We start from the raw sequence: 20,601 nt of genomic DNA on the forward strand, positions 1-20,601 counted from the left end.
CCTTTTCCCGCAGGACAGGCGCGTCATGTTAGAGATCAATCCGCTGTTACAGACCCTCAAGAACATCGAGGCACGCACCGCCGTGCTGAGGGGGTATCTTTGACTTCGATACCCGCAAGGAACGCCTCGCTGAAGTAGAACTGGAGCTTGCCGAGCCCAGCGTCTGGGACAAGCCGGAGCGGGCCCAGGAACTGGGGCGGGAGCGCGCGGCACTGGAAAAAATCGTCTCCACCATCGAACACCTGGACGGTGCCACCGGTGACGCCGCCGACCTGCTCGAGCTGGCAGCCGTCGAGGATGACGAGGGCACGGTGGCCGAGGTGCGCGCGGATATCGAGGCGCTGCTGAAACAGCTGGAGCAGCTGGAATTCCGGCGTATGTTTTCGGGTGAGATGGACCCGAACAACGCCTACCTGGATGTGCAGGCTGGCTCCGGTGGCACGGAAGCCCAGGACTGGGCGGAAATGCTGCTGCGCATGTACCTGCGCTGGGGTGAAGCCAGCGGCTTCAAGACCGACCTGATCGAAGTGTCTGCGGGGGAGGTCGCCGGTATCAAGAGCGCGACCATCCACTTCGAGGGCGAATACGCCTTCGGCTGGCTGCGCACCGAAACTGGCGTACATCGGCTGGTGCGCAAGTCGCCGTTCGACTCCGGGAACCGTCGACACACGTCCTTCGTGTCGGTGTTCGTCTCGCCGGAAATCGACGATGACATCGAAATCGACATCAATCCCGCCGACCTGCGCGTCGACACCTATCGCTCCAGCGGGGCAGGCGGGCAGCACGTCAACAAGACCGACTCCGCCGTGCGGATTACCCACAACCCCAGTGGCGTGGTGGTGTCCTGCCAGACCGAGCGCTCGCAGCACCAGAACCGCGACCGGGCGATGAAAATGCTGCGTGCCAAGCTGTATGAGCTGGAGATGCTCAAACGCAGCGAAGCGAAGCAGGCCACGGAAGACAGCAAGGCGGATATCGGCTGGGGCAGCCAGATCCGCTCCTATGTGCTCGACCAGTCGCGGATCAAGGACCTGCGCACCGGTGTTGAAACGAGCAACACGCAGGCGGTGCTGGACGGCGATATCGACCTGTTTATCGAAGCCTCACTGAAGAAAGGGCTGTAGGACGACTTATGAAAGAGCAGGATCAGGCCGCGCGTGGCCCGGAAGAGGAAAACAAGCTGGTCGCCGAGCGGCGCGGCAAGCTCCGCCAGCTGCGAGCGAGGCGCAACGCCTTCCCCAACGACTTCAGGCGCACCGGGTGGGCCGCCGACCTGCAGCGTGAATACGGCGCCAGCAGCAAGCAGCAGCTCGAGGAGGACAACCAGCGTTTTGCCGTAGCCGGGCGTTTGATCCGCAATCGCGGCGCGTTCCTGCTGATCCAGGACGGGTCAGGCCAGATCCAGCTGTACCTCAACCGCAAGGGGCTGGATGAGGACACACTCGCCGAGATCAAGAGCTGGGACCTTGGCGATATCGTCTGCGCCGAGGGACCGCTGCACAAGTCCGGCAAGGGCGACCTGTACATCAATATGGAAAGTGCCCGTCTGCTGACCAAGGCCCTGCGCCCCCTCCCAGACAAATACCATGGCCTGTCGGATCAGGAGTTGCGCTACCGCCAGCGCTATGTGGACCTGATTGTGAACCCGGACTCCCGCGCCGTGTTCACCCTGCGCTCGCGCATTGTGCGCTTTATTCGCGACTACATGGATGGACGCGGCTTCATGGAGGTGGAAACTCCCATGATGCAGGTGATCCCGGGCGGCGCGGCCGCGAAGCCTTTCGTCACGCACCACAACGCGCTGGACCTGGATATGTACCTGCGCATTGCTCCCGAGCTGTATCTCAAGCGGCTGGTGGTCGGCGGCTTTGAACAGGTGTACGAGATCAATCGGAATTTCCGCAACGAGGGTTTGTCCACGCGGCATAACCCCGAGTTCACCATGCTGGAATTCTACTGGGCCTATGCGGATTATCGTGATGCCATGGACCTGACCGAGGACATGCTGCGCCAGCTCACCGCAACGGTGCTGGGCGACACGCGCGTGACCTATCAGGGCTCGGAGTATGATTTCTCGCGGCCTTTCACCCGTATGACGGTGTTCGATGCCATTCTCAGCCACAACCCCGGCATGCGCGCCGATGCGCTGGCGGATGAGCAGGGCGCGCGCGCCATCGCCGCCGAGCTCGGGATACCGCTGAAAGACAGTTGGGGTCTGGGCAAGGTGCAGATCGAAATCTTCGAGAAAACCGTGGAGCACCGGCTGGATCAGCCGACCTTCATCACCGCCTATCCCACCGAGGTGTCACCCCTGGCGCGGCGCAGCGACGCAGACCCGTTTGTGACAGACCGTTTTGAGTTTTTCGTCGGCGGCCGGGAGCTTGCCAACGGCTTTTCCGAGCTGAACGATGCCGAGGACCAGGCAGAGCGTTTTCGGGCGCAGGTGGCGGAGAAAGATGCCGGCGACGAGGAGGCGATGCACTACGATGCCGACTATATCCGCGCGCTGGAATACGGCATGCCGCCCACGGCGGGCGAGGGTATTGGCATCGACCGGCTGGTCATGCTGCTCACGGATTCGCCCTCCATTCGTGATGTTCTGCTGTTCCCGCACCTGCGCCCTGAATGAGTGCCGACGCTGACGGTTGTCGGGTTTACCTTGGGGAGGCCCATGCCCCGGTGGTACACTGAACAGGTGATAGTCAGCCCGAGGACACTGCCGTGAGCCCCTTCCTGTCCCCACTCCTGCTGGCCGGTGCGCTGCTTGGGTTATCTGCCTGCGCGGTCTCCCCGGAGTCGGTGGAGGCACCGTCGCAGGCTGCTCCGCCTGCCGAGACTGACGTCGCCGTCCGGGAGGCACCGCAGCTGACCTTGAACCTGCCGTCCCAGTCCGGCTGTGATTGCGCGAGCAAGCCGGCGAGCCGCGACTACACCTTTCTGGAGCGCGGCTATCGCGCCCTGAGCGAGGGTGACGCGGTGGCAGCCCTGCAGCATTTCCAGCGCTACAAGCGCCTCGAGCTGGAGCCTGCGGCGCAGTGGGAGGCGGATATCGCGATCGCCTATCTGGGCATGTTGCCCGACAGCCCGTTCTACGACCACGATGCGGCGGAAGCCACCTTCCGCCGTCTGGTGGCACAGTTTACCGATGAGATGCAGGTGCATCCCACGGCACTGCTGATGCGGGACTCCCTGGCGGCCTTTGCCCTCCTGAACCGGCACATCTCCGACCTCGAGAGCAGCAATGCCACCCTGCGGGAAGATCTGCAAAAGCGCGAGGAGGCGATCAAGCGCTTGCGGGAGCTGACTCTCGGACCTTCACGGGCAGTTCAACCGTAAACTCGGAACCGGCCCCGGGTGTGCTGCGGACGCTGATGTGGCCACCCATCAGCGTGCAGTACTCGCGGCAGATTGCCAGACCGAGGCCGGTGCCACCGTAGTTGGCGCTGATGGCATTCTCTGCCTGCACAAAGGCATCGAAGATGCGCGCCTGCTGGGCTGCATCCATACCGATTCCGGTATCGCGCACCGTGCAGCGCAGCCAGTCTGCGCCGTCCTTCTGATAACACGCCGCCGTCAGGTGCACCTCTCCATCCCGGGTGAACTTGCAGGCGTTGCTGAGCAGGTTGAGAAAAATCTGCCGGAAGCGCGTTGCATCGGCGTACAGCGGTGGCAGCTGCGACCAGTCGGGCCGGTATAGCTGGTTGTTGCGCTCGCGCAGCATGGGGGTCATGGCGTCACACACCTGCTGCAGGATGTCGCCAGCGGCGAAGGTTTCCAGGTGCAGGGTCATCTTGCCGGTTTCAATCTTCGACAGGTCCAGAATGTCGTTGATCAGGGCCAGCAGCTGGCGTCCCGAACGCACGATCTTCTCCAGGTCGTCGCGGAACTGTTCGCGGTCCACTTCACCGGGGTCTTCCAGTTCGTCCTGCAGCATTTCGCTGTAGCCGATGATGGCGTTGAGCGGCGTGCGCAGTTCGTGACTGACATTGGCGAGGAACCGGCTCTTGGCCGCGTTGGCGTCGTCTGCGTCGTCCTTGGCACGGCGTACATCCTCGATAGCGCGGCGCATCTTGTCCGACATGTCGTTGAAGGCCTTGGCGAGGTCGCCCAGTTCGCCGCGGTCGTCGAAGTCGGCAATACGGTAGTCGAGGTCGCCCATGCCGATGCGCTCGGTGCCGCGCTTGAGCCGTTTCAACGAGCGCTTGGTGTAACGCAGCAGATAGAAGCCCAGCAACGCGGTGAGGAAAATGGTGGCGACAAAGCCGATGACGGTGATGCGGTCGGTAAGCGCGATGGTCCGGTCGATGATGGTCGAGCGCTGGGCGGCGATGAAGGCCTGGCGCTGCTCCAGCTGGCGCAGGTGCTCCAGCGTCTCCACAAAGGGCAGGGGGTCATCAATGTCACTGTCGAAGTCGGGGTCGTTGAAATTGCGGTAGAACGCCAGCCAGCTGTCCAGCAGGTAGCGGCTCGCCTGTTGCAGCCTCTCGTACTGCGGGCGGGTGACCTCGCTGGTCAGTGCGCCGAGTTCGGTGAGCTTGCTGTCGATGCTTGCGATGTCGGCTTCCGCATCCGCCAGCTCGTCACCGTCCAGCATGTCGCCCGTGGTTTCACGCAGGGTTTCCAGCACCAGGATCTGCTGGCGCTGGTTTTCCAGCAATTGTGCCGCATCCGTGGACAACTGCGCGGCGGTGACCGAGCTGCGATACGCCAGCATACTTTCCTGGCGCGCGTAGCTGCCCCAGAAGTGGGTGCCGACGTTGATCGAAAACAGCACAAGGATGGTGCACAGCGACAGGGTAAGGCGGCGGCGCAGGCTCACGCGGGCAACAACCGCTGGATTTTCGCCAGCAGCCCGGGAAAGTCGATGGGCTTGGTGGCGTAGTCGTCGCAGCCGGCGGCCAGTGCGCTCTGTCGGTCCGCTTCCATGGCGTGTGCGGTGAGAGCGATTATCGGGACGCCCCTGAGCTGGGGGTCCTGGCGGGCCGCACGGCAGGCGCTCCAGCCGTCCAGCACGGGCAGGTTCATGTCCATTAGCACCAGTGCCGGCCCCTCGCTGGCCATCTTTTGCAGCGCCTGTTCGCCGTCTGCTGCAGTCACCACCCGAAAGCCCGCTCGCGTGAGGCGCCTGGCCAGCATCTCGCAATTGATCGCGTTGTCCTCCACCAGCAGAATGGTGGGTTGCTCAGCCATCGGTTTGCTCCTCGATACGGTGCACCACGACGGTCTGGTCGAGCCCGCGGGCATCCAGTTCGCGGCGGTTGCTCAGTCGGTAGTGCCCGGTCAGTTTGTTGACGGTACTCTCTGAAATCAGTATTTCCCCACCCAGGCAGTGGTCCTCTATCCGCGAAGTCACATTCATCGGATGGCCGACGAAGCCGTATTTGCTGCGCCGTTCCGAGCCGATGTTGCCGGCAATGACGGACCCGGTGTTGAGGGCGATGCCGGTGGCGAGCGCCGGCAGACCGGCGGCGGTATTGTCTGCGTTGATGCCGTCCATCGCCGCCTGCATGGCCAGCGCACAGCGCACCGCCCGGTCGGCGTCGTCGTCGCGACGCTGCGGCGCACCGAATACGGCGAGGATTGCGTCTCCAATGAATTCATCGATAGTGCCATTGTGCGCCATGATGATGTCGGTCATGGTGCCAAGATAACGGTTCAGCATGGCGACCACTTCAGCGGGGGCCAGATGCTCGCTGAGGCTGGTGAAGCCGCGGATATCCGACATCATGATGGTGACTTCGCGCAGGTCCCCGCCAAGCTCGAGCCCTTCCGGGCGCTCCAGGATGTCGGTGACAATTTCATCAGACAGGTAGCGGCCGAAGGTGGCACGGATGAACTTTTCGTTGCGCTCCAGCTGCTGTCGATACTGCTCTTCCCGGTCGTGCCAGCGCTTGCGCTCGATGCCGGCCTTGATCCGCGCCTGCAGCAACACTGGGTTGAAGGGCTTGAACAGGTAGTCATCGGCGCCCGCCTCAATGCAGGCGATGATGCCGTCCATGTCCTGACTGCCGGAGATCACAATCACCGGTGTGGCACGCCAGTCCGGATTGGCTTTGATGCGGCGCAGTACCTCGCGGCCGTCCATGTCGGGCATCATCAGGTCCAGCAACACCACATCCACGTCAGACTCTGCCAGCGCGCGCAGGGCCTCGGCACCGCTGGCCGCGGTAACCACTAGGTGCCCGGAACGGGACAGGTAGCGCGCCACCAGCTCCCGGTTTTCGGCCAGGTCGTCCACCGCGAGGATAAACCCCGGTTCAGCGGCGACCGTGGTGCTCCGGCTTGCCGAGCTGCGATTGACGGTACCCGTGGCGGCGCTTTCTGTCGCTTTCAGCAGCCGCGCCAGGCTGTCAGCGAGGTCGGGCTGCTGCGAACCGATATCCTCTTGCAGCATTTCGGCATAGCCACGGATGCCGGTGATGGTGTTCATCAGGTCATGATGGTTACTGGCGGCGGCGAGCTGCTGATCCAGCGTCGCAGCGAGGCTGAAGATGCGCTGCAGGTCCTCCATGGCGGAGGCCGGTAGATGCTCGCCGCGCCCGCTGGCCAGTGCGCGCAGGTCGGTGACGGCGCCGCGCAGAATGTGGCTCCAGAGGTCGGGCAGGCTGGTGCTGTCGTGACTCACGTGGTGTGGGTTCCGGGTCGCATAGTGGCCTGCAGTATAGCGATGCACGGATTACTGTGGAAATCGGAGTTTCATTCGTTATATAAGAACACGGGTGGCGTTGCCGTGTGGCGGGTGGTAATTCCCCTGACAGGTGTGTTTTGCTGTGGCACTTGAGGTAGTATGTGGGCATGGCTTCAGGGACAGACTTTGCATGAGGCAGGAATAACAAGCATGTTGCAGCAGGTAGAAATATTTCAGGGGCTCTCGCGAGAGGAACTGGACGCACTGGCGAGCAGCAGTACCAGCCGTTCGTTCCCCAAGAATACGGTCGTGATCCACGAAAATGATCCGGCGGATTCTCTGTTCGTGATCGAGAGCGGAAAGGTCAAGGTCTACTGTAGCGACAAGAACGGCAAAGAGTTCATCATGAACACCCAGGGGCCCGGCGACTATTTCGGTGAGCTGGCGTTACTGGATGACTCCCTCCGCTCTGCCTCTGTGCGCACGGTAGAGAAGTGCTCCTTCTGCATCATTTTCAAGGAGGATTTCAATCGTGTGCTGGACGAGCACCCGAGTATTGCCCGCAAGCTGATCAGTAACCTGGCCCAGCGGGTGCGCAAGCTTACCGCCGATGTCAAAAGCCTGGCACTGCAGGACGTGTACGGTCGCGTTGCCAACGTGCTGATGGATCTCTCCGAAGAGCGCGGTGATGGCACCCTGTTCATCCCGGAGAAGCTCACCCAACAGGACATCGCGGACCGCGTGGGCGCCTCGCGGGAAATGGTGGCGCGGATACTGAAGGATCTCACCATCGGTGAATATATCCGCTTCGAGGGCCGCCACATCATCATCAACACCCGGCTCCCCGCCAAGTACTGACCTCCCGGGGGCTATTGGGTCCCCAGTACCTGCAGCCGCAATTCTCCCCGGGCCAGTCGGGCTTCCAGTGTGTCCCCGCATGCCACGTCTGCGGCGTCGCGCACCACGGCGCCCTGTGCGTCGCGCAGAATACTGTAGCCCCGGCTCAGGGTAGCGAGGGGGCTGACTGAATCCAGTAACTGCGACAGGTGCGCGAGCTGCGAATTCGCGCCGCGCAGCTGCTGCTGCATCCCGCGCTGCAGGCGCTGCTCCAACTGGCCGACCGCAGCCTGCAGCGCGCGCACGCGAGTGTCGGGCGCGCGGGATCGCAGCCGGTTCTCCAGCAGCGCCAGTGCGCCTCGCTGCTCGCGCAGTTGGGCGCGCTGGGCGCGGAGCAGGCGCTGTTCCAACTCATCCAGCCGCTGTGCCTGCTCGCGCAGCAGTTGCCCGGGGTGGCGCAGACGTTGCCGCAGATAATGCAGGTCGCGCCCGGCACGTTCCAGACGCTGGCGCATACGGCCGGCCAGGGTGTGTTCCAGCCTGAGCAGCAGTGCGGCGTGCTCGCGCTGGTCCGGGCTGAGCAACTCGGCTGCGGCAGAAGGCGTCGCCGCGCGCTGGTCGGCGACCATGTCGGCAATGCTGATGTCCACTTCGTGGCCGACCGCGCTGACGACGGGTAGGGCGCTGGCGACAATCGCCCGCGCCACAACCTCCTCATTGAATGCCCACAGATCCTCCAGGGAGCCGCCGCCGCGGGTGACCAGCAGGGCGTCAAATTGCACGTCCCCCGCCGCCTGCCAGCGGTTGGCGCGCGCGATGGCGGCGCTGATTTCACCCGCAGCCGCCTCGCCCTGCACGGCTACCGGCAGCAGGAAAACCCGCATGGCGGGGCAGCGCCTCTGCAACACGGTCAGCACATCGTGAATGGCCGCGCCCGTGGGGGACGTGATGACCCCGAGGGTGCGCACCTCTGCGGGCAGCGCACGCTTGCGCTCCGGCGCGAACAGGCCCTCGGCCTGTAGCTTGTCCCGCAGCCGCTCAAACGCGGCCTGCAGCGCGCCGGCACCCGCGTGCTCCAGGTGCTCCACGATCAGTTGGAACTCTCCGCGACCCTCATACAGCGATACGCGACAGCGCAACCGGATGGCCATGCCGTTGACCGGCGTCACCCGCATATGCTGGTTGCGATTGCGGAACATGGCGCAGCGCACCTGGGCGCCGCTGTCCTTGAGGGAGAAGTACCAGTGACCGGAGGAGGGGGCCGCGAAATTGCTCACCTCGCCTTCCACCCAGATGTAGTCGAAATGGCTCTCCAGCAGGCGCCGTGCTTCCCGGTTCAGCTGGCCGACGGTGAGTGTGGGCGGGTTACCGGACGTGGGGTGTTGCAGCACGGACTTTGGTTTACCTGTAGTGGCCAGAAGATTTATAATTGCACGTTTAGCTGCCACCTGCCAGCCGGAGACCTCCCATGTTGCGTATCGCCCAGGAAGCCCTCACGTTCGATGACGTACTGCTGCTGCCCGGGTACTCCGACGTTATTCCCAGTGATGTGTCGCTGCGTACCCGTCTCACCCGCGGCATCGAGCTGAACATTCCGCTGGTGTCGGCGGCCATGGACACCGTGACCGAGGCGCGCCTCGCCATTGCGCTGGCCCAGGAGGGCGGCATTGGCATCATCCACAAGAGCATGACCATTGCGGAGCAGGCGGAGCAGGTGCGCCGGGTGAAGAAGTTCGAGAGTGGTGTGGTCAAGGACCCTATCACCATTCAGCAGAACGCCTCCCTGGCCGAGCTGCGTGAACTCACCAATGCCCATGGCTTCTCCGGTGTGCCGGTGCTCAACGGCAAGGACCTGGTGGGTATCGTCACGCGTCGGGATACCCGGTTCGAATCCGACCCGACCAAGTCCGTCTCGGAGCTGATGACGCCGAAAGACAAGCTGGTAACGGTGCGCGAAGGGGCCAGCTCCGAGCAGGTGCAGCGCTTGCTGCACCAGCACCGCATCGAGAAGATCCTCGTGGTAAACGACAAGTTCGAACTGCGTGGCATGATCACGGTCAAGGATTTCGACAAGGCCGAGAGCTTCCCCATGGCCTGCAAGGATTCCTACGGCCAGCTGCGCGTCGGCGCTTCGGTAGGCACCAGCCCGGACACCGCAGACCGGGTTGCGGCCCTGATCCGCGCGGGTGTGGATGTGCTGGTCGTGGACACCGCGCACGGTCACTCGCGCAACGTGATTGAACGGGTGCGGCAGATCAAGGCGGATTACCCGTCCGTGCAGGTGATCGGCGGGAACATTGCCACCGCTGCAGCGGCGCTGGCCCTTGCCGAGGCCGGCGCAGATGGTGTCAAGGTCGGCATCGGCCCCGGGTCTATCTGTACAACGCGGGTTGTGACCGGCACGGGCGTGCCACAGATCACTGCCATCTCCAACGTGGTCGCGGCGCTGGCTGAGCGCGACGTACCGGTAATCGCCGACGGCGGCATCCGCTTTTCCGGGGATATCGCCAAGGCGCTGGTGGCGGGTGCCCACTCGGTGATGATGGGCGGCATGTTTGCGGGCACCGAGGAAGCGCCGGGCGAGGTGGAGCTGTATCAGGGGCGCACCTACAAGGCCTACCGCGGCATGGGCTCCCTGGGCGCCATGTCGCGCACACAGGGCTCCTCCGACCGCTATTTCCAGGATGCCGGCAAGGGTGCGGAGAAACTGGTGCCCGAAGGTATTGAGGGGCGCGTGCCCTACAAAGGCCCCGTTTCAGCCATCATTCACCAGCTGATGGGCGGTGTCCGCTCGGCCATGGGTTACACCGGCAGCCTGACCATTCACGACATGCGTACCCGCCCGGAATTTGTCCGCGTCACCTCGGCCGGCATGTCCGAAAGCCACGTACACGATGTCTCCATCACCAAGGAAGCGCCCAATTACCCCGTGCGCTAAAGGCCAGACCGCAATGACAGCAGATATTCACGCCAGCCGGATCCTCATTCTGGATTTCGGTTCCCAGTACACCCAGCTGATTGCGCGCCGGGTGCGGGAGGTGGGCGTGTACAGCGAGATTCGCGCCTTCGACATGAGTGAGAGCGAGATCCGCGCGTTTGCCCCCAGTGGCGTGATCCTGTCTGGCGGTCCGGAATCGGTGCCGGCCCCCGGCTCACCGCGTGCGCCCGCCTGCGTGTTCGAGCTGGGGGTGCCGGTGCTGGGCATCTGTTACGGCATGCAGACCATGGCCGAGCAGTTTGGCGGCCAGGTCAGTGCATCCCCCACCAGCGAATTCGGTTACGCACAGATTCGCCTGGTGACCAACACCGGCCTGTTCCACGATATCCGCGACCATTTCGACAGCGCGGGGAACAGCCTGCTGGACGTGTGGATGAGTCACGGCGACAAGGTGGTCGAACTGCCGCCGGAATTCGAGCTCGTGGCAGCCACTGACAGCTGCCCGATTGCCGGCATGGCGCACCGCAGCAAGCCCTTCTACGGCATTCAGTTTCACCCCGAGGTGACTCACACCCTGCAGGGCAAGCGCATCTTCGAGCATTTTGTGCTGGAACTGTGCGGCTGCGAAGCCCTGTGGACGCCGGCGAATATCGTGGAAGATGCGATCGCCCGGGTGCGGGACACCGTGGGCAGCGGCAAGGTGCTGCTCGGGCTGTCCGGCGGTGTGGATTCCTCGGTGGTGGCGGCGCTGTTGCACCGCGCCATTGGTGACCAGCTCACCTGCGTCTTCGTCGACAACGGCCTGCTGCGCCTGAACGAAGGTGACCAGGTCATGGAGATGTTCGCGCGCAACATGGGCGTGAAAGTCATCCGGGTCAACGCGGAGGACCTGTTCCTCGGCAAGCTGGCCGGCGAGGCGGACCCAGAGGCCAAACGCAAGATCATCGGCAACACCTTCATCGAGGTGTTCGACGCCGAAGCCACCAAACTGCGCGATGTGCACTGGCTGGCCCAGGGCACCATCTACCCCGATGTGATCGAATCAGCCGGTGCCAAAACCGGCAAGGCGCATGTGATCAAGTCACACCACAATGTGGGCGGCCTACCCGACGACATGGCGATGGAGCTGGTTGAACCGCTGCGCGAACTGTTCAAGGACGAGGTGCGCCGCATCGGCCTGGAGCTGGGCCTGCCCTACGACATGGTCTACCGCCACCCGTTCCCCGGCCCCGGCCTGGGGGTGCGGATTCTCGGTGAAGTGAAAAAGGAGTACGCGGAGCTGCTGCGCCGCGCCGATGCCATTTTCATTGAGGAACTGCATCGCGCGGACTGGTACCACAAGACCAGCCAGGCCTTCGCCGTGTTCCTGCCGGTGAAGTCTGTCGGCGTTGTAGGCGATGGGCGTCGCTATGAGTGGGTGATTGCCTTGCGCGCGGTGGAAACCGTGGATTTCATGACGGCGCGCTGGGCACATTTGCCCTATGAATTGTTGGAGACGGTGTCCAACCGGATTATCAATGAGATCTCGGGTGTGTCCCGGGTGACCTATGACGTGAGTAGCAAGCCGCCGGCGACGATTGAGTGGGAGTGACGGGCACTGGCTGGCAATGTCTAGCAACGGCAGGCATTTCGGCTGAGGGTAAAAGAACTTTCCGCTAAGCGATAGACTGTATGTAAACACAGTATTGCAAGGACGCGGAACATGCCTCATGTGGCGGCCAGGACGGCCAGCCGGGATCGGGATACTGGTCGTTACCAGAGCCACCGACCCGAGCAAACCCTTCTCTATCAGATCGTTGACGAGTATTACCCGGCATTCGCTGCGCTTATGGCAGAGCAGGGAAAGGAATTGCCGGGCTATGTGCAACGGGAATTTGAAGAATTTCTCCAATGCGGGCGGCTGGAGCATGGCTTTCTACGGGTTCGCTGCGAGTCTTGCCACGCCGAGCACCTGGTCGCTTTCAGCTGTAAGCGTCGCGGTTTCTGCCCGAGCTGTGGGGCGCGGCGGATGGCCGAAAGTGCCGCCTTGCTGGTTGATGAAGTACTGCCTGAACAACCCATGCGTCAGTGGGTGTTGAGTTTCCCGTTTCAGCTGCGTTTCCTGTTTGCCAGCCGGCCCGAGATCATGGGGCGGGTGCTGGGCATCGTTTACCGCGTCATTGCCACGCACCTGGTCAAGAAAGCGGGCCATACCCACCAAGTGGCCAAGACGGGCGCGGTCACCCTGATCCAGCGTTTTGGATCGGCGCTCAATCTGAATGTTCACTTCCACATGCTGTTTCTCGACGGTGTGTATGTCGAGCAATCCCACGGCTCAGCGCGTTTCCGCTGGGTCAAGGCGCCGACCAGCCCAGAGCTCACCCAGCTGACGCACACCATCGCCCACCGGGTGGGTCGCTATCTGGAACGGCAAGGCCTGCTGGAACGGGATGTCGAAAACAGCTATCTGGCCTCGGATGCGGTGGATGACGACCCGATGACACCCCTGCTGGGGCACTCGATCACTTACCGTATCGCTGTCGGTTCACAGGCGGGGCGAAAGGTGTTCACTTTGCAAACTCTGCCGACCAGTGGTGATCCGTTCGGTGACGGGATTGGCAAGGTAGCCGGGTTCAGCCTGCACGCCGGCGTGGCGGCCAGGGCCGATGAACGCAAGAAGCTCGAACGGCTGTGCCGGTACATCAGCCGCCCGGCGGTATCCGAGAAGCGGCTGTCGTTAACACGAGGCGGCAACGTGCGCTACCAGCTCAAGACGCCGTACCGGGACGGCACCACGCACGTCATTTTCGAACCATTGGATTTCATTGCAAGGCTGGCCGCCCTGGTACCGAAGCCCAGAGTCAACCTAACCCGCTTCCACGGGGTGTTCGCACCCAACAGTCGGCACCGGGCGTTGGTCACGCCGGCAAAACGGGGCAGGGGCAACAAGGTCAGGGTGGCTGATGAACCGGCAACACCAGCACAACGGCGAGCGTCGATGACATGGGCGCAACGGCTCAAGCGTGTTTTCAATATCGACATCGAGACCTGCAGCGGCTGCGGCGGCGCCATGAAAGTCATCGCCTGCATTGAAGACCCTATAGTGATCAAGCAGATCCTTGATCACCTGAAGCACAAAGCCGAAACCAGCGGGACCAGGGCGTTACCCGAAAGCCGGGCGCCACCGGCTGAGCTGCTCCTGGGTCTGTTTGACTGACGAGCCTGAAGGCCAACGATACCAATCAAAATGCTGCGTTCACAGCGCCGCGGCAGGGATCCGCCGTGCTGGTTGTCGGAAAAGGAGCCGCTAGTGGGAAAGAGGAGGGTAAATTTTCAGCGTTGCTGGCTCCCCGTCAGCCGGATTGGGTTGCATCGCAGGGGTGTCGAAAGAGTCAACTGCGGTCCAAAGCTGTTGGACTTGGGTGAAAAGGGCGTTTATTCTTCCTATACGTAACAGCCCGGAGAATGCAGCGCTGAACTTGCATGTCAGTGGCGAAGCACAGTATCGGGCAGCAGACTGGCGTACAGCGGCCAGCATACGCTACGCGAGTAAAGACCGGGGCTGGCTCGAAATACTGACAGGCTTACCACTGAAACCTGTGGCCGGCGAAATCCAACTGGCGGCAGACACCCACTCGGCGCGGATGCAAGCGGACGCGCGTCTGGATGAGACCGATCTCGCGCTGTCTGTCGAGCTGACACACAACAGTGGCACCCTGGACAGCCTGCAAGCGGCTCTGTCTTCCGCGGTGGTGCGCCTGGAGGATCTCGGACTGCAAGCGGCGGGCACGAATGCGGATGCCGCGGACCATCAGCAGGGCGAAGACGTCGATGCCGGCACGCGCAAAACCTCAGTGCAACAGCTGCTCGCGAAGCTGCCACGCTACCCGGTAGAGTTGAGTCTGCAAGTGGGCAGTCTGCAGGGGGAGATTACCCGATTTGACGATATCAACGTGCACGTCAGCGGCAGCGGCACCACCTATCTGCTCGACCAGTTTGATTTCAGCTACGATACGGCGCCAGCCGCCATTCGGGGCATAGTCGACATCAGCCTGGACCCACCCGGTGTGAGTGTCGCGGGACAGGCAGAGTCGATCCCCCTCAATACGCTGAGCCGAGATCTGGGTATCGAGACGGATATCAGCGGCTCCCTGAATCTGCGCGGCGGGGTGAGCGCCCAGGGCGCCACGGGGGCGGAGCTGCTGCAACAGCTGGACGGCAGCATGGCCTTTGCGCTGGAGAATGCGACCGTGGAGGGCGCTGCCTACGATGTCCTCGCGACCGGCATCCTGACCTGGCTGTTTTCGGGTGCTGCACTGGAAAAATCCACGTTTCTGGACTGCACCATGGCGCAGTTCACCCTGGAGGACGGGATTGCGCGCACCGACAGCCTGTTCGTCGAATCACCCAACATGATCGCCACTGGCGTAGGCAGCTTCAACCTGCCCAAGCGCACCCTCGCCCTGACACTGACGCCGCGGTCCAAGTCGCGCAGCATCCAGTTCCCCTCCAGCATCAGCCTGCGCGGGGACATGGCGAGCCCACGCACCAGCGTGTCCCCCATCGCTGCGACCCTGGACATTTCCGCCGAAGCCATGCTCTTCGTCCCGCGTTTGTTGGTGAAAATCTTCGGCGGCAGTCGGTCGCAGTCTGACACGACGCGGCCCTGTGAAGTCATGCTCGCGCAATAAGCCCGCACCACATCACCGTGCTACACTTTGCGCCACTACCCGGCAGGCACTTACGGACATTTTTATGGCATCTCCCCGCGGCGAGTTCAGCTCGCGCTTTGGCTTCATCATGGCTGCCGCGGGCAGCGCCGTAGGGCTTGGCAATATCTGGGGGTTCCCGACGCAGGCCGCGAGCAACGGCGGCGCCGCTTTCCTTCTGGTCTATCTGTTTCTCGCCTTTACCCTGGCCTACCCGGCGCTGATGGCGGAGCTGATTATCGGCCGTCATGCGCATGCCAATGCGGTCAGTGCCCTGCGCCAGATCTCTCCGAACCGTGTGCTGCGCAGCATTGGCGGCGGCACGGGCGTCATCGGTTTAGTTGTCGCCAGCTTTATCCTCAGCTTTTATGCGATTGTCGCCGGCTGGATGCTGGCTCACTGCCTGGCCGCGCTCACCGATCTCGCCGGAATGGGCGCCGCCAGCGACTGGCTTACGGACTTCAGTTTCTCGCGAAATCTGGTCTTCATGCTGATCTTCATGGCGCTGACCGTCGGCATCATCTCCGAGGGTGTACAGCAGGGCATTGAACGCTGGTCCAGTCGCCTGATGCCACTCTTGTTATTGTCGCTAGTGTTGCTGGTCATTTATGTACTGACCCTGGACGGGGCAATGGAGGGCCTGCGTGTCTACCTGCTGCCGGATTTTGAGCGTGCGCTGGCACCGGGGTTGATTGTCAAAGCACTGGGGGCTGCTTTTTTCTCGCTCTCCCTGGGCGTAGGTACCATGCTGATATACGGCTCCTATATCAGCGATCGGGAAAACCTGCCCGTTGTGGGGGGCCTGGTTACGCTGGTCGACATCTGTATCGCCGTACTGGCCGGTTTCCTGGTGCTGCCTGCCATGTACGTGGCCCTGAACAGCGGCGTGGAAATTTTTACCGCGGGCGGTGCGCTGATTTCGGAAGACACGCTGATCTTCACGGTACTGCCCAAGCTGTTCGACAGCATGGGCCTGGCGGGTATTGGTGTGAGCCTGGTGTTCTTTTTCCTGATGACCATCGCCGCACTGACCTCCTCGATCTCCATGCTGGAGGTACCGGTTGCCTACACCATCGAGGAGCACGGCGTGGCCCGCAAACCCGCTGTACTGGTGATCGGTGCGACGATTGCGCTGGTCAGCACAGTTATTCTGCTGAATTTCGAGGCACTGTTCGGGCTGGTCATCGCCGTCACGACGCGCTACAGCCAGCCGCTACTCGGCTTCATGTTCTGCCTGTATGCGGGCTGGGTATGGCACCGCGACACGCTGCTGCAGGAGTTGCGCAAGGGCAACGCCGGTGTCGAACACAGCCTGTTCTGGAAGCTGTGGCCGGGCTATGTGCGTGTGTTCTGCCCGCTGATCATATTGCTGATCTTTGCCCAGTCCCTGCTGGAGTGAGCGGCCCGTCTATCAGTCCAGACGCAATTCACCACTGTCCTCAACGTACTGGGTAGGAATCAGACCGCGAAAATCAATTTTTGCCGTAAACCTGTAGGCCAGCGCATCGCCCCGGGTTCGACCGAGGCTGCCCAACAGCTTCAACGCCTCCAACAGGTTGACGCCGGCATCAATCGTCACCTGTTCTTCGGTATAACCTTCTATGGTTGGCACCTGATTGGTCACCCCGCTGAGCAACTCGCGATCGAGCAGCGCGATTCCGTAGCTGATGCCCGCGATATCCAGAGCCTGCGCGTTGGGATTCGCAATGCGCAACACGATGCGAAAGCGCGGGCCGGAATCGACCATCGGCAGGCTTTTCACACTGTCGACACTGATGATGGGTGGGTCGATCGAGGGCCCCAACCCGGCGCAGCCAGCCAGGAAAGACGCCAACAACAACGCACAGAGAACTCGCCACCGCGGCTTCATTACGCGGTTCATCACGAGTCGCGATCCCGAGGTGTGACTGAGAAGAAGAACACGCCATAACCGAGGCTGAACACGGCAAAGACCATAGCCACCCAGTCACCGGTTTGCAGGTACATCCAGCTGCTGAACACCAGCATGCCCAGCGTGACGACAATCCCCGTATTGCGAGCGGTCGGCGACACAAAAATCTCCTCTATGCTATCCTGCGCCGAAGCGCAGCGTTCAAGGCTGATGATAGCACCCGCATGGTAAAATTTATCCTGATATTCCTCGCCGTGCTGGTTGCGCTGTTTACTGCGGAGATGCTCGCTCCCGTGCAGGCGGCTGTGGTGCAACCCTTCACGGCCTCCCTGGCGACACTGAGCGCCGCCCTGATCACACCCTTTGACAGTGACGTCATCGCCTACGGACGGGTCATTGCCCACAGCGTTAACGGCTTTGCGGTCTCCATTGAGTCCGGCTGCAACGGTGTCGAGGCAGCCATCGTGCTGGTGGCCGGAGTCCTCGCCTACCCCGCACCCTGGCGCTACCGGGTGGTGGCGATCCTCGCCGGATTCCTGACCATCCAGACTCTGAACATTGCACGTATCATCAGCCTGTTTTACCTGGGCCAGTGGAATCTGCAGATATTCAACTGGACCCACCTGTACCTGTGGCCCGTCTTTATCATGCTGGATGTGCTTGTGGTGTTCATCCTCTACCTGCGCTATCTCGAACAGCGACCCGGCGCCGCCAGCGGATGACGCTCTACCGGTTCATCGGCCTGGTGCTGTTGTTGATGGTTCCCTTTTTTGCGCTCTGGTACGCGCTGGGCGCCCTGCCCGCGGTGCCCGCCCTGTGGCTGGCTGAGGCTCTCCTGTCCTGGGCTCTGCCGGAGGTGGTGCAGTCGGTGGCGATCGAGGGTCATCAGCTGCTGGTCCTGACGCAGTTTGGCGAGATGGGGGAAACCGTTGTACCTCTGGAACAGGCCGACTACCAGCTGGCGCTCCCCTTGAACACCCGTATTCTCTCCTACTCCATCCCGTTCTACGCAGCGCTCCACTTCTCGAGCCGCATTGTCGGCTCGCTGGAGCGATTTGCACGTGGATTGCTCGTGCTCTGGGCACTGATGTTCATCGGCATCGTGTCGGTGACCCTGAAAAATCTGATGCTGGGGCTGGGTGGCGATCTTCTCTGGGAGACCACCACCACACCCCTGCCCTCCGCCGACGCTATCGCGCTGCTGTTCCAGTTCAGCACGCTGATTGTGCCAACGGTCGCGCCCGTGTTGCTGTGGGCCTGGTCGGTGCGGGACAGCCCGCACTGGCGTGCCCTGCTCCTGGGTCAGGGCGCCGAGTGCGACGGGCGGAGTCGCTAGCTCACGACACTAGGCGGCATCGCCCACCCGGCCATTGGCCAGTTCACGCATGAGTGCCTGGTACTCCTCGCCTCGGTCCTCGAGCACCGCCTGCAGGGCCTTTTCCATAAGCCATCGTGCCTGACAGGTGTAGGCGTAGATACAGGCGTGCACGGCAGCGTCACTCCAGTTGTCGACCGAGCAGTTAGACGAATATTCCTCAAAGTAGGCGAGCGAGCGGATGAGGTCGGCGATGTGGCGCGGACACTCGCAATCCAGCGTGCTCTTCAACTGCCGTGCCGCACTCAGCTGCAGATCGGTGAACTGCCGCGGCTTTGCCGTCATGAGCTCACCGAGATTGGTATCGCCAAGGCTTGCCGTCTTGTCGGCGACGCTGCGCGCCAGCTCAAAGGCCAGGTAGGCCGGATCCGGCGGGAAGGTGGTGGCAGCAATATTCTGCTGCTCCAGCGACTGCAGCCAGCGCTCGCTGGCAAACTGGTAGGTGACCAGGGCTTTCTCCACCTGGAGGTTGCGAATCAGATCACCCAGTTGGCGCGTCTGTGCGCCCGTGAGGTTGGCACACTCCACGACCAGGCTGTCGGCACGGCCAATCTCCTCACACTCTTTCGCCGTAATCTGGTTCAGGGGCAAGCGGACCAGCAGCGCATCCACCCCTGCCAGGCAACCCTGGTGTTCGTCCAGCCACTCACAGAGCGGATTCCCGATGAACACCACCCGCGGCTTGGGTGCGGGCAGCGCACCGCGGCCACCTTTGCCCCTGCCGCGCAGCAGCATCTCCAGGGTCTTGCGTTCGTTTGACGCGATTTCGCCGATGCGCGAGCCACTGTTGACCAGGGCCGCAACCAGCTGCAAATGCTCCAGATCCGCCTGCGTGTACTGCCGGCGACCGGTTGGCGTCTTGTGGCTCGCGCCCAGCCCATAGCGCCGTTCCCACACCCGGAGCGTGTCCGGCTTCAAGCCGGTCAGCCTGGCCACTGTACCAATGCCGTAGAGGGGGCGAGGTTCCATTACCGCTGCGTTCATATCACGTGCCTCAGTTGGTGTCCGGGGTTAGTACGCTCCAGGCGGCACTCTGGATGAGTTGTCGAGGTTATGTCTGCATGTTATCTGGACAACTGTCCGGAATTTTTGTCCAAGCGGTCCGGTGCAGCGTATATATGCCAAACCAACAGGAGCGACGACGTGGATAACTGGAAGACCGAAACCGACGATCGCGAGCTTGAGCGGCTGTTTGCAGAGGCCCGCCGCTATCCCCTGCTCAGCGCGGAGCAGGAACGCGACATAGATGTCAGCAAGTGGCGTGCTGTCGATGATCTCTGCACGCTTTTCATCGACAGCGAGGGCGGCCGCCGGTACTTGCAGGATCTGCTGGCCCGCATCCAGCACGAGCCCCCCGAGGTCGCCAACTTTGCCAACCGTGACCACCACTTCCTGCTGCGTCGCGAGCTGGTCAGCTATCTCAGCGGAGGCGAGCAGGCCGCCGCAGTCACGCTGCTGGCTACGTACCCCTTCAGCCCGGAAACCGAAGTCAGCCAGCAACCACTTGTGACATCCTTCCCGGTGGAGAGCGCCGCCTTCCTGGAAGTGCTGGACAAGGGCCTGGTTGAGGCGCACATCCAGCCCCTGGTACACGCCGATGGCAGCCTGTTCGGCTACGAGCTGCTGGGCCGCTGCACCCACCCGACGGAGAACCTGCATCCGGGCAAGCTGTTCGCCCTGGCCGCCTCCGTGGGCCGCGAAGTCGAACTCAGCCGCCTGCTGCGCCGACGGTCCTTCGAGCAGGCCAGTGCAGCGGGGCTGCGGGAGCCCCTGTTCTTCAACAACCACCCCGCGGAATGTCAGGACATGGATGCCCTGCTGGGGGAAATCCGTGACTTGCGCAGGCGGCACCCGGATCTGCAGCTGGTCTTCGAGGTGCACGAAGCGGCGGTCACGGACCTGCAAATGATGGCTCGGGTACGGGACACCCTGCGGGAACTCGAGATCAAACTCGCCTACGACGACTTCGGCGCCGGTCAGGCACGCCTGCTGGAGCTGGCCGAGGTGCCGGCGGATTTCCTCAAGTTCGACATGGGGCTGATCCAGGGCCTTACCAGTCGTGACAGCGGCAAATACCGCCTGCTCAAGGCCCTGTCGGAACTGGTCCACGGCTTCGGCATTCGCACCCTGGTGGAGGGGGTGGAACAGGAGGTCGAGGCGGAGCTGTGCCGGGAACTGGGCATCCACCTCTACCAGGGCTTTCTGTTCGCCAGGCCGCGCCCGATCACCCCGGGCGGACAGTAG

The 20,601-nt window shown here is 62.6% G+C and carries 19 protein-coding genes; 12 read left to right on the plus strand and 7 right to left on the minus strand.

What is annotated here, in order from left to right; all coding sequences use genetic code 11:
• Positions 1 to 25: 25 nt before the first annotated feature.
• The 3 genes from prfB (at position 26) to R3E49_RS12175 (ending at position 3,336) form a co-directional block, all read left to right on the plus strand.
• A protein-coding gene (gene prfB / locus R3E49_RS12165) for a peptide chain release factor 2 (protein ID WP_371295313.1) occupies positions 26 to 1,124 on the plus strand; the annotation gives its coding sequence in 2 pieces (ribosomal slippage) (positions 26 to 100 and positions 102 to 1,124; 1,098 coding nt in all).
• Positions 1,125 to 1,132: 8 nt separating this feature from the next.
• A complete protein-coding gene (gene lysS, locus R3E49_RS12170) occupies positions 1,133 to 2,629 on the plus strand; it encodes a lysine--tRNA ligase (protein WP_371295314.1) in 1,497 nt (498 codons plus the stop codon).
• 92 nt (positions 2,630 to 2,721) lie between these two features.
• The gene (locus R3E49_RS12175; RefSeq protein WP_371295315.1) at positions 2,722 to 3,336 is read left to right on the plus strand and encodes a hypothetical protein; all 615 of its coding nucleotides are present in this window, start codon (positions 2,722 to 2,724) and stop codon (positions 3,334 to 3,336) included.
• On the opposite strand, the gene R3E49_RS12180 is transcribed toward R3E49_RS12175, so the two are convergent.
• Genes R3E49_RS12180 through R3E49_RS12190 form a run of 3 tightly spaced genes read right to left on the minus strand, consistent with a single transcriptional unit; the run spans position 3,284 to position 6,625 of the window.
• On the minus strand, positions 3,284 to 4,819 hold the full coding sequence (locus tag R3E49_RS12180; RefSeq protein ID WP_371295316.1) for an ATP-binding protein: 1,536 nt from the start codon (positions 4,817 to 4,819) through the stop codon (positions 3,284 to 3,286). The genes R3E49_RS12175 and R3E49_RS12180 overlap by 53 nt on opposite strands.
• Positions 4,816 to 5,190, minus strand: a complete 375-nt coding sequence (locus R3E49_RS12185) for a response regulator (protein ID WP_371295317.1) — start codon at positions 5,188 to 5,190, stop codon at positions 4,816 to 4,818. Before R3E49_RS12185 ends, R3E49_RS12180 begins: the two co-directional genes overlap by 4 nt.
• The gene (locus R3E49_RS12190; RefSeq protein WP_371295318.1) at positions 5,183 to 6,625 is read right to left on the minus strand and encodes a response regulator; all 1,443 of its coding nucleotides are present in this window, start codon (positions 6,623 to 6,625) and stop codon (positions 5,183 to 5,185) included. The genes R3E49_RS12185 and R3E49_RS12190 overlap by 8 nt, the downstream gene beginning before the upstream one ends.
• 213 nt (positions 6,626 to 6,838) lie before the next feature.
• Between R3E49_RS12190 and R3E49_RS12195 the strand changes: the two genes are divergently transcribed.
• The gene (locus R3E49_RS12195) at positions 6,839 to 7,486 is read left to right on the plus strand and encodes a Crp/Fnr family transcriptional regulator (RefSeq protein ID WP_290739980.1); all 648 of its coding nucleotides are present in this window, start codon (positions 6,839 to 6,841) and stop codon (positions 7,484 to 7,486) included.
• Between the two features lie 11 nt (positions 7,487 to 7,497).
• On the opposite strand, the gene xseA is transcribed toward R3E49_RS12195, so the two are convergent.
• Positions 7,498 to 8,856 (minus strand): exodeoxyribonuclease VII large subunit, encoded by a 1,359-nt coding sequence (gene xseA / locus R3E49_RS12200; protein ID WP_371295319.1) that lies wholly within the window; start codon positions 8,854 to 8,856, stop codon positions 7,498 to 7,500.
• Between the two features lie 77 nt (positions 8,857 to 8,933).
• Here xseA and guaB point away from each other — a divergent pair, with 77 nt between their 5' ends.
• From guaB to R3E49_RS12225, 5 genes are all read left to right on the plus strand, one after another.
• Positions 8,934 to 10,403, plus strand: coding sequence for an IMP dehydrogenase (gene guaB / locus R3E49_RS12205; RefSeq protein WP_290739986.1), 1,470 nt, complete (start codon positions 8,934 to 8,936; stop codon positions 10,401 to 10,403).
• A 13-nt stretch (positions 10,404 to 10,416) separates the two neighbouring features.
• Entirely contained in the window at positions 10,417 to 11,994 is a 1,578-nt protein-coding gene (gene guaA, locus R3E49_RS12210; protein ID WP_371295320.1) for a glutamine-hydrolyzing GMP synthase, read from the plus strand.
• Between the two features lie 111 nt (positions 11,995 to 12,105).
• Positions 12,106 to 13,599: an IS91-like element ISVsa3 family transposase gene (locus tag R3E49_RS12215; RefSeq protein WP_108565998.1), complete on the plus strand. Its 1,494-nt coding sequence runs from the start codon at positions 12,106 to 12,108 to the stop codon at positions 13,597 to 13,599.
• Between the two features lie 382 nt (positions 13,600 to 13,981).
• Complete coding sequence (locus R3E49_RS12220; RefSeq protein ID WP_371295321.1) at positions 13,982 to 15,073, plus strand: AsmA-like C-terminal region-containing protein; 1,092 nt, start codon at positions 13,982 to 13,984, stop codon at positions 15,071 to 15,073.
• A gap of 64 nt (positions 15,074 to 15,137) precedes the next feature.
• Positions 15,138 to 16,490, plus strand: a complete 1,353-nt coding sequence (locus R3E49_RS12225) for a sodium-dependent transporter (RefSeq protein WP_371294835.1) — start codon at positions 15,138 to 15,140, stop codon at positions 16,488 to 16,490.
• Positions 16,491 to 16,502: 12 nt separating this feature from the next.
• Here the strand turns inward: R3E49_RS12225 and R3E49_RS12230 are convergent, their stop codons facing one another.
• Both R3E49_RS12230 and R3E49_RS12235 read right to left on the minus strand, forming a co-directional pair.
• Complete coding sequence (locus tag R3E49_RS12230; RefSeq protein ID WP_371294956.1) at positions 16,503 to 16,973, minus strand: LEA type 2 family protein; 471 nt, start codon at positions 16,971 to 16,973, stop codon at positions 16,503 to 16,505.
• The gene (locus R3E49_RS12235) at positions 16,973 to 17,143 is read right to left on the minus strand and encodes a hypothetical protein (protein WP_371294834.1); all 171 of its coding nucleotides are present in this window, start codon (positions 17,141 to 17,143) and stop codon (positions 16,973 to 16,975) included. The genes R3E49_RS12230 and R3E49_RS12235 overlap by 1 nt, the downstream gene beginning before the upstream one ends.
• A gap of 63 nt (positions 17,144 to 17,206) precedes the next feature.
• On the opposite strand from R3E49_RS12235, the gene xrtH reads away from it, so the two are divergent.
• Both xrtH and R3E49_RS12245 read left to right on the plus strand, forming a co-directional pair.
• Positions 17,207 to 17,704 (plus strand): exosortase H, encoded by a 498-nt coding sequence (gene xrtH, locus R3E49_RS12240; protein WP_371294833.1) that lies wholly within the window; start codon positions 17,207 to 17,209, stop codon positions 17,702 to 17,704.
• On the plus strand, positions 17,701 to 18,318 hold the full coding sequence (locus tag R3E49_RS12245; protein WP_371294832.1) for an exosortase H-associated membrane protein: 618 nt from the start codon (positions 17,701 to 17,703) through the stop codon (positions 18,316 to 18,318). Before xrtH ends, R3E49_RS12245 begins: the two co-directional genes overlap by 4 nt.
• 9 nt (positions 18,319 to 18,327) lie before the next feature.
• Here the strand turns inward: R3E49_RS12245 and R3E49_RS12250 are convergent, their stop codons facing one another.
• Entirely contained in the window at positions 18,328 to 19,341 is a 1,014-nt protein-coding gene (locus R3E49_RS12250; protein ID WP_371294831.1) for a MerR family transcriptional regulator, read from the minus strand.
• A gap of 159 nt (positions 19,342 to 19,500) precedes the next feature.
• On the opposite strand from R3E49_RS12250, the gene R3E49_RS12255 reads away from it, so the two are divergent.
• Entirely contained in the window at positions 19,501 to 20,601 is a 1,101-nt protein-coding gene (locus R3E49_RS12255) for an EAL domain-containing protein (protein ID WP_371295322.1), read from the plus strand.

This window comes from Haliea sp., from assembly GCF_041395985.1.
Taxonomy (GTDB): Bacteria; Pseudomonadota; Gammaproteobacteria; order Pseudomonadales; family Halieaceae; genus Haliea.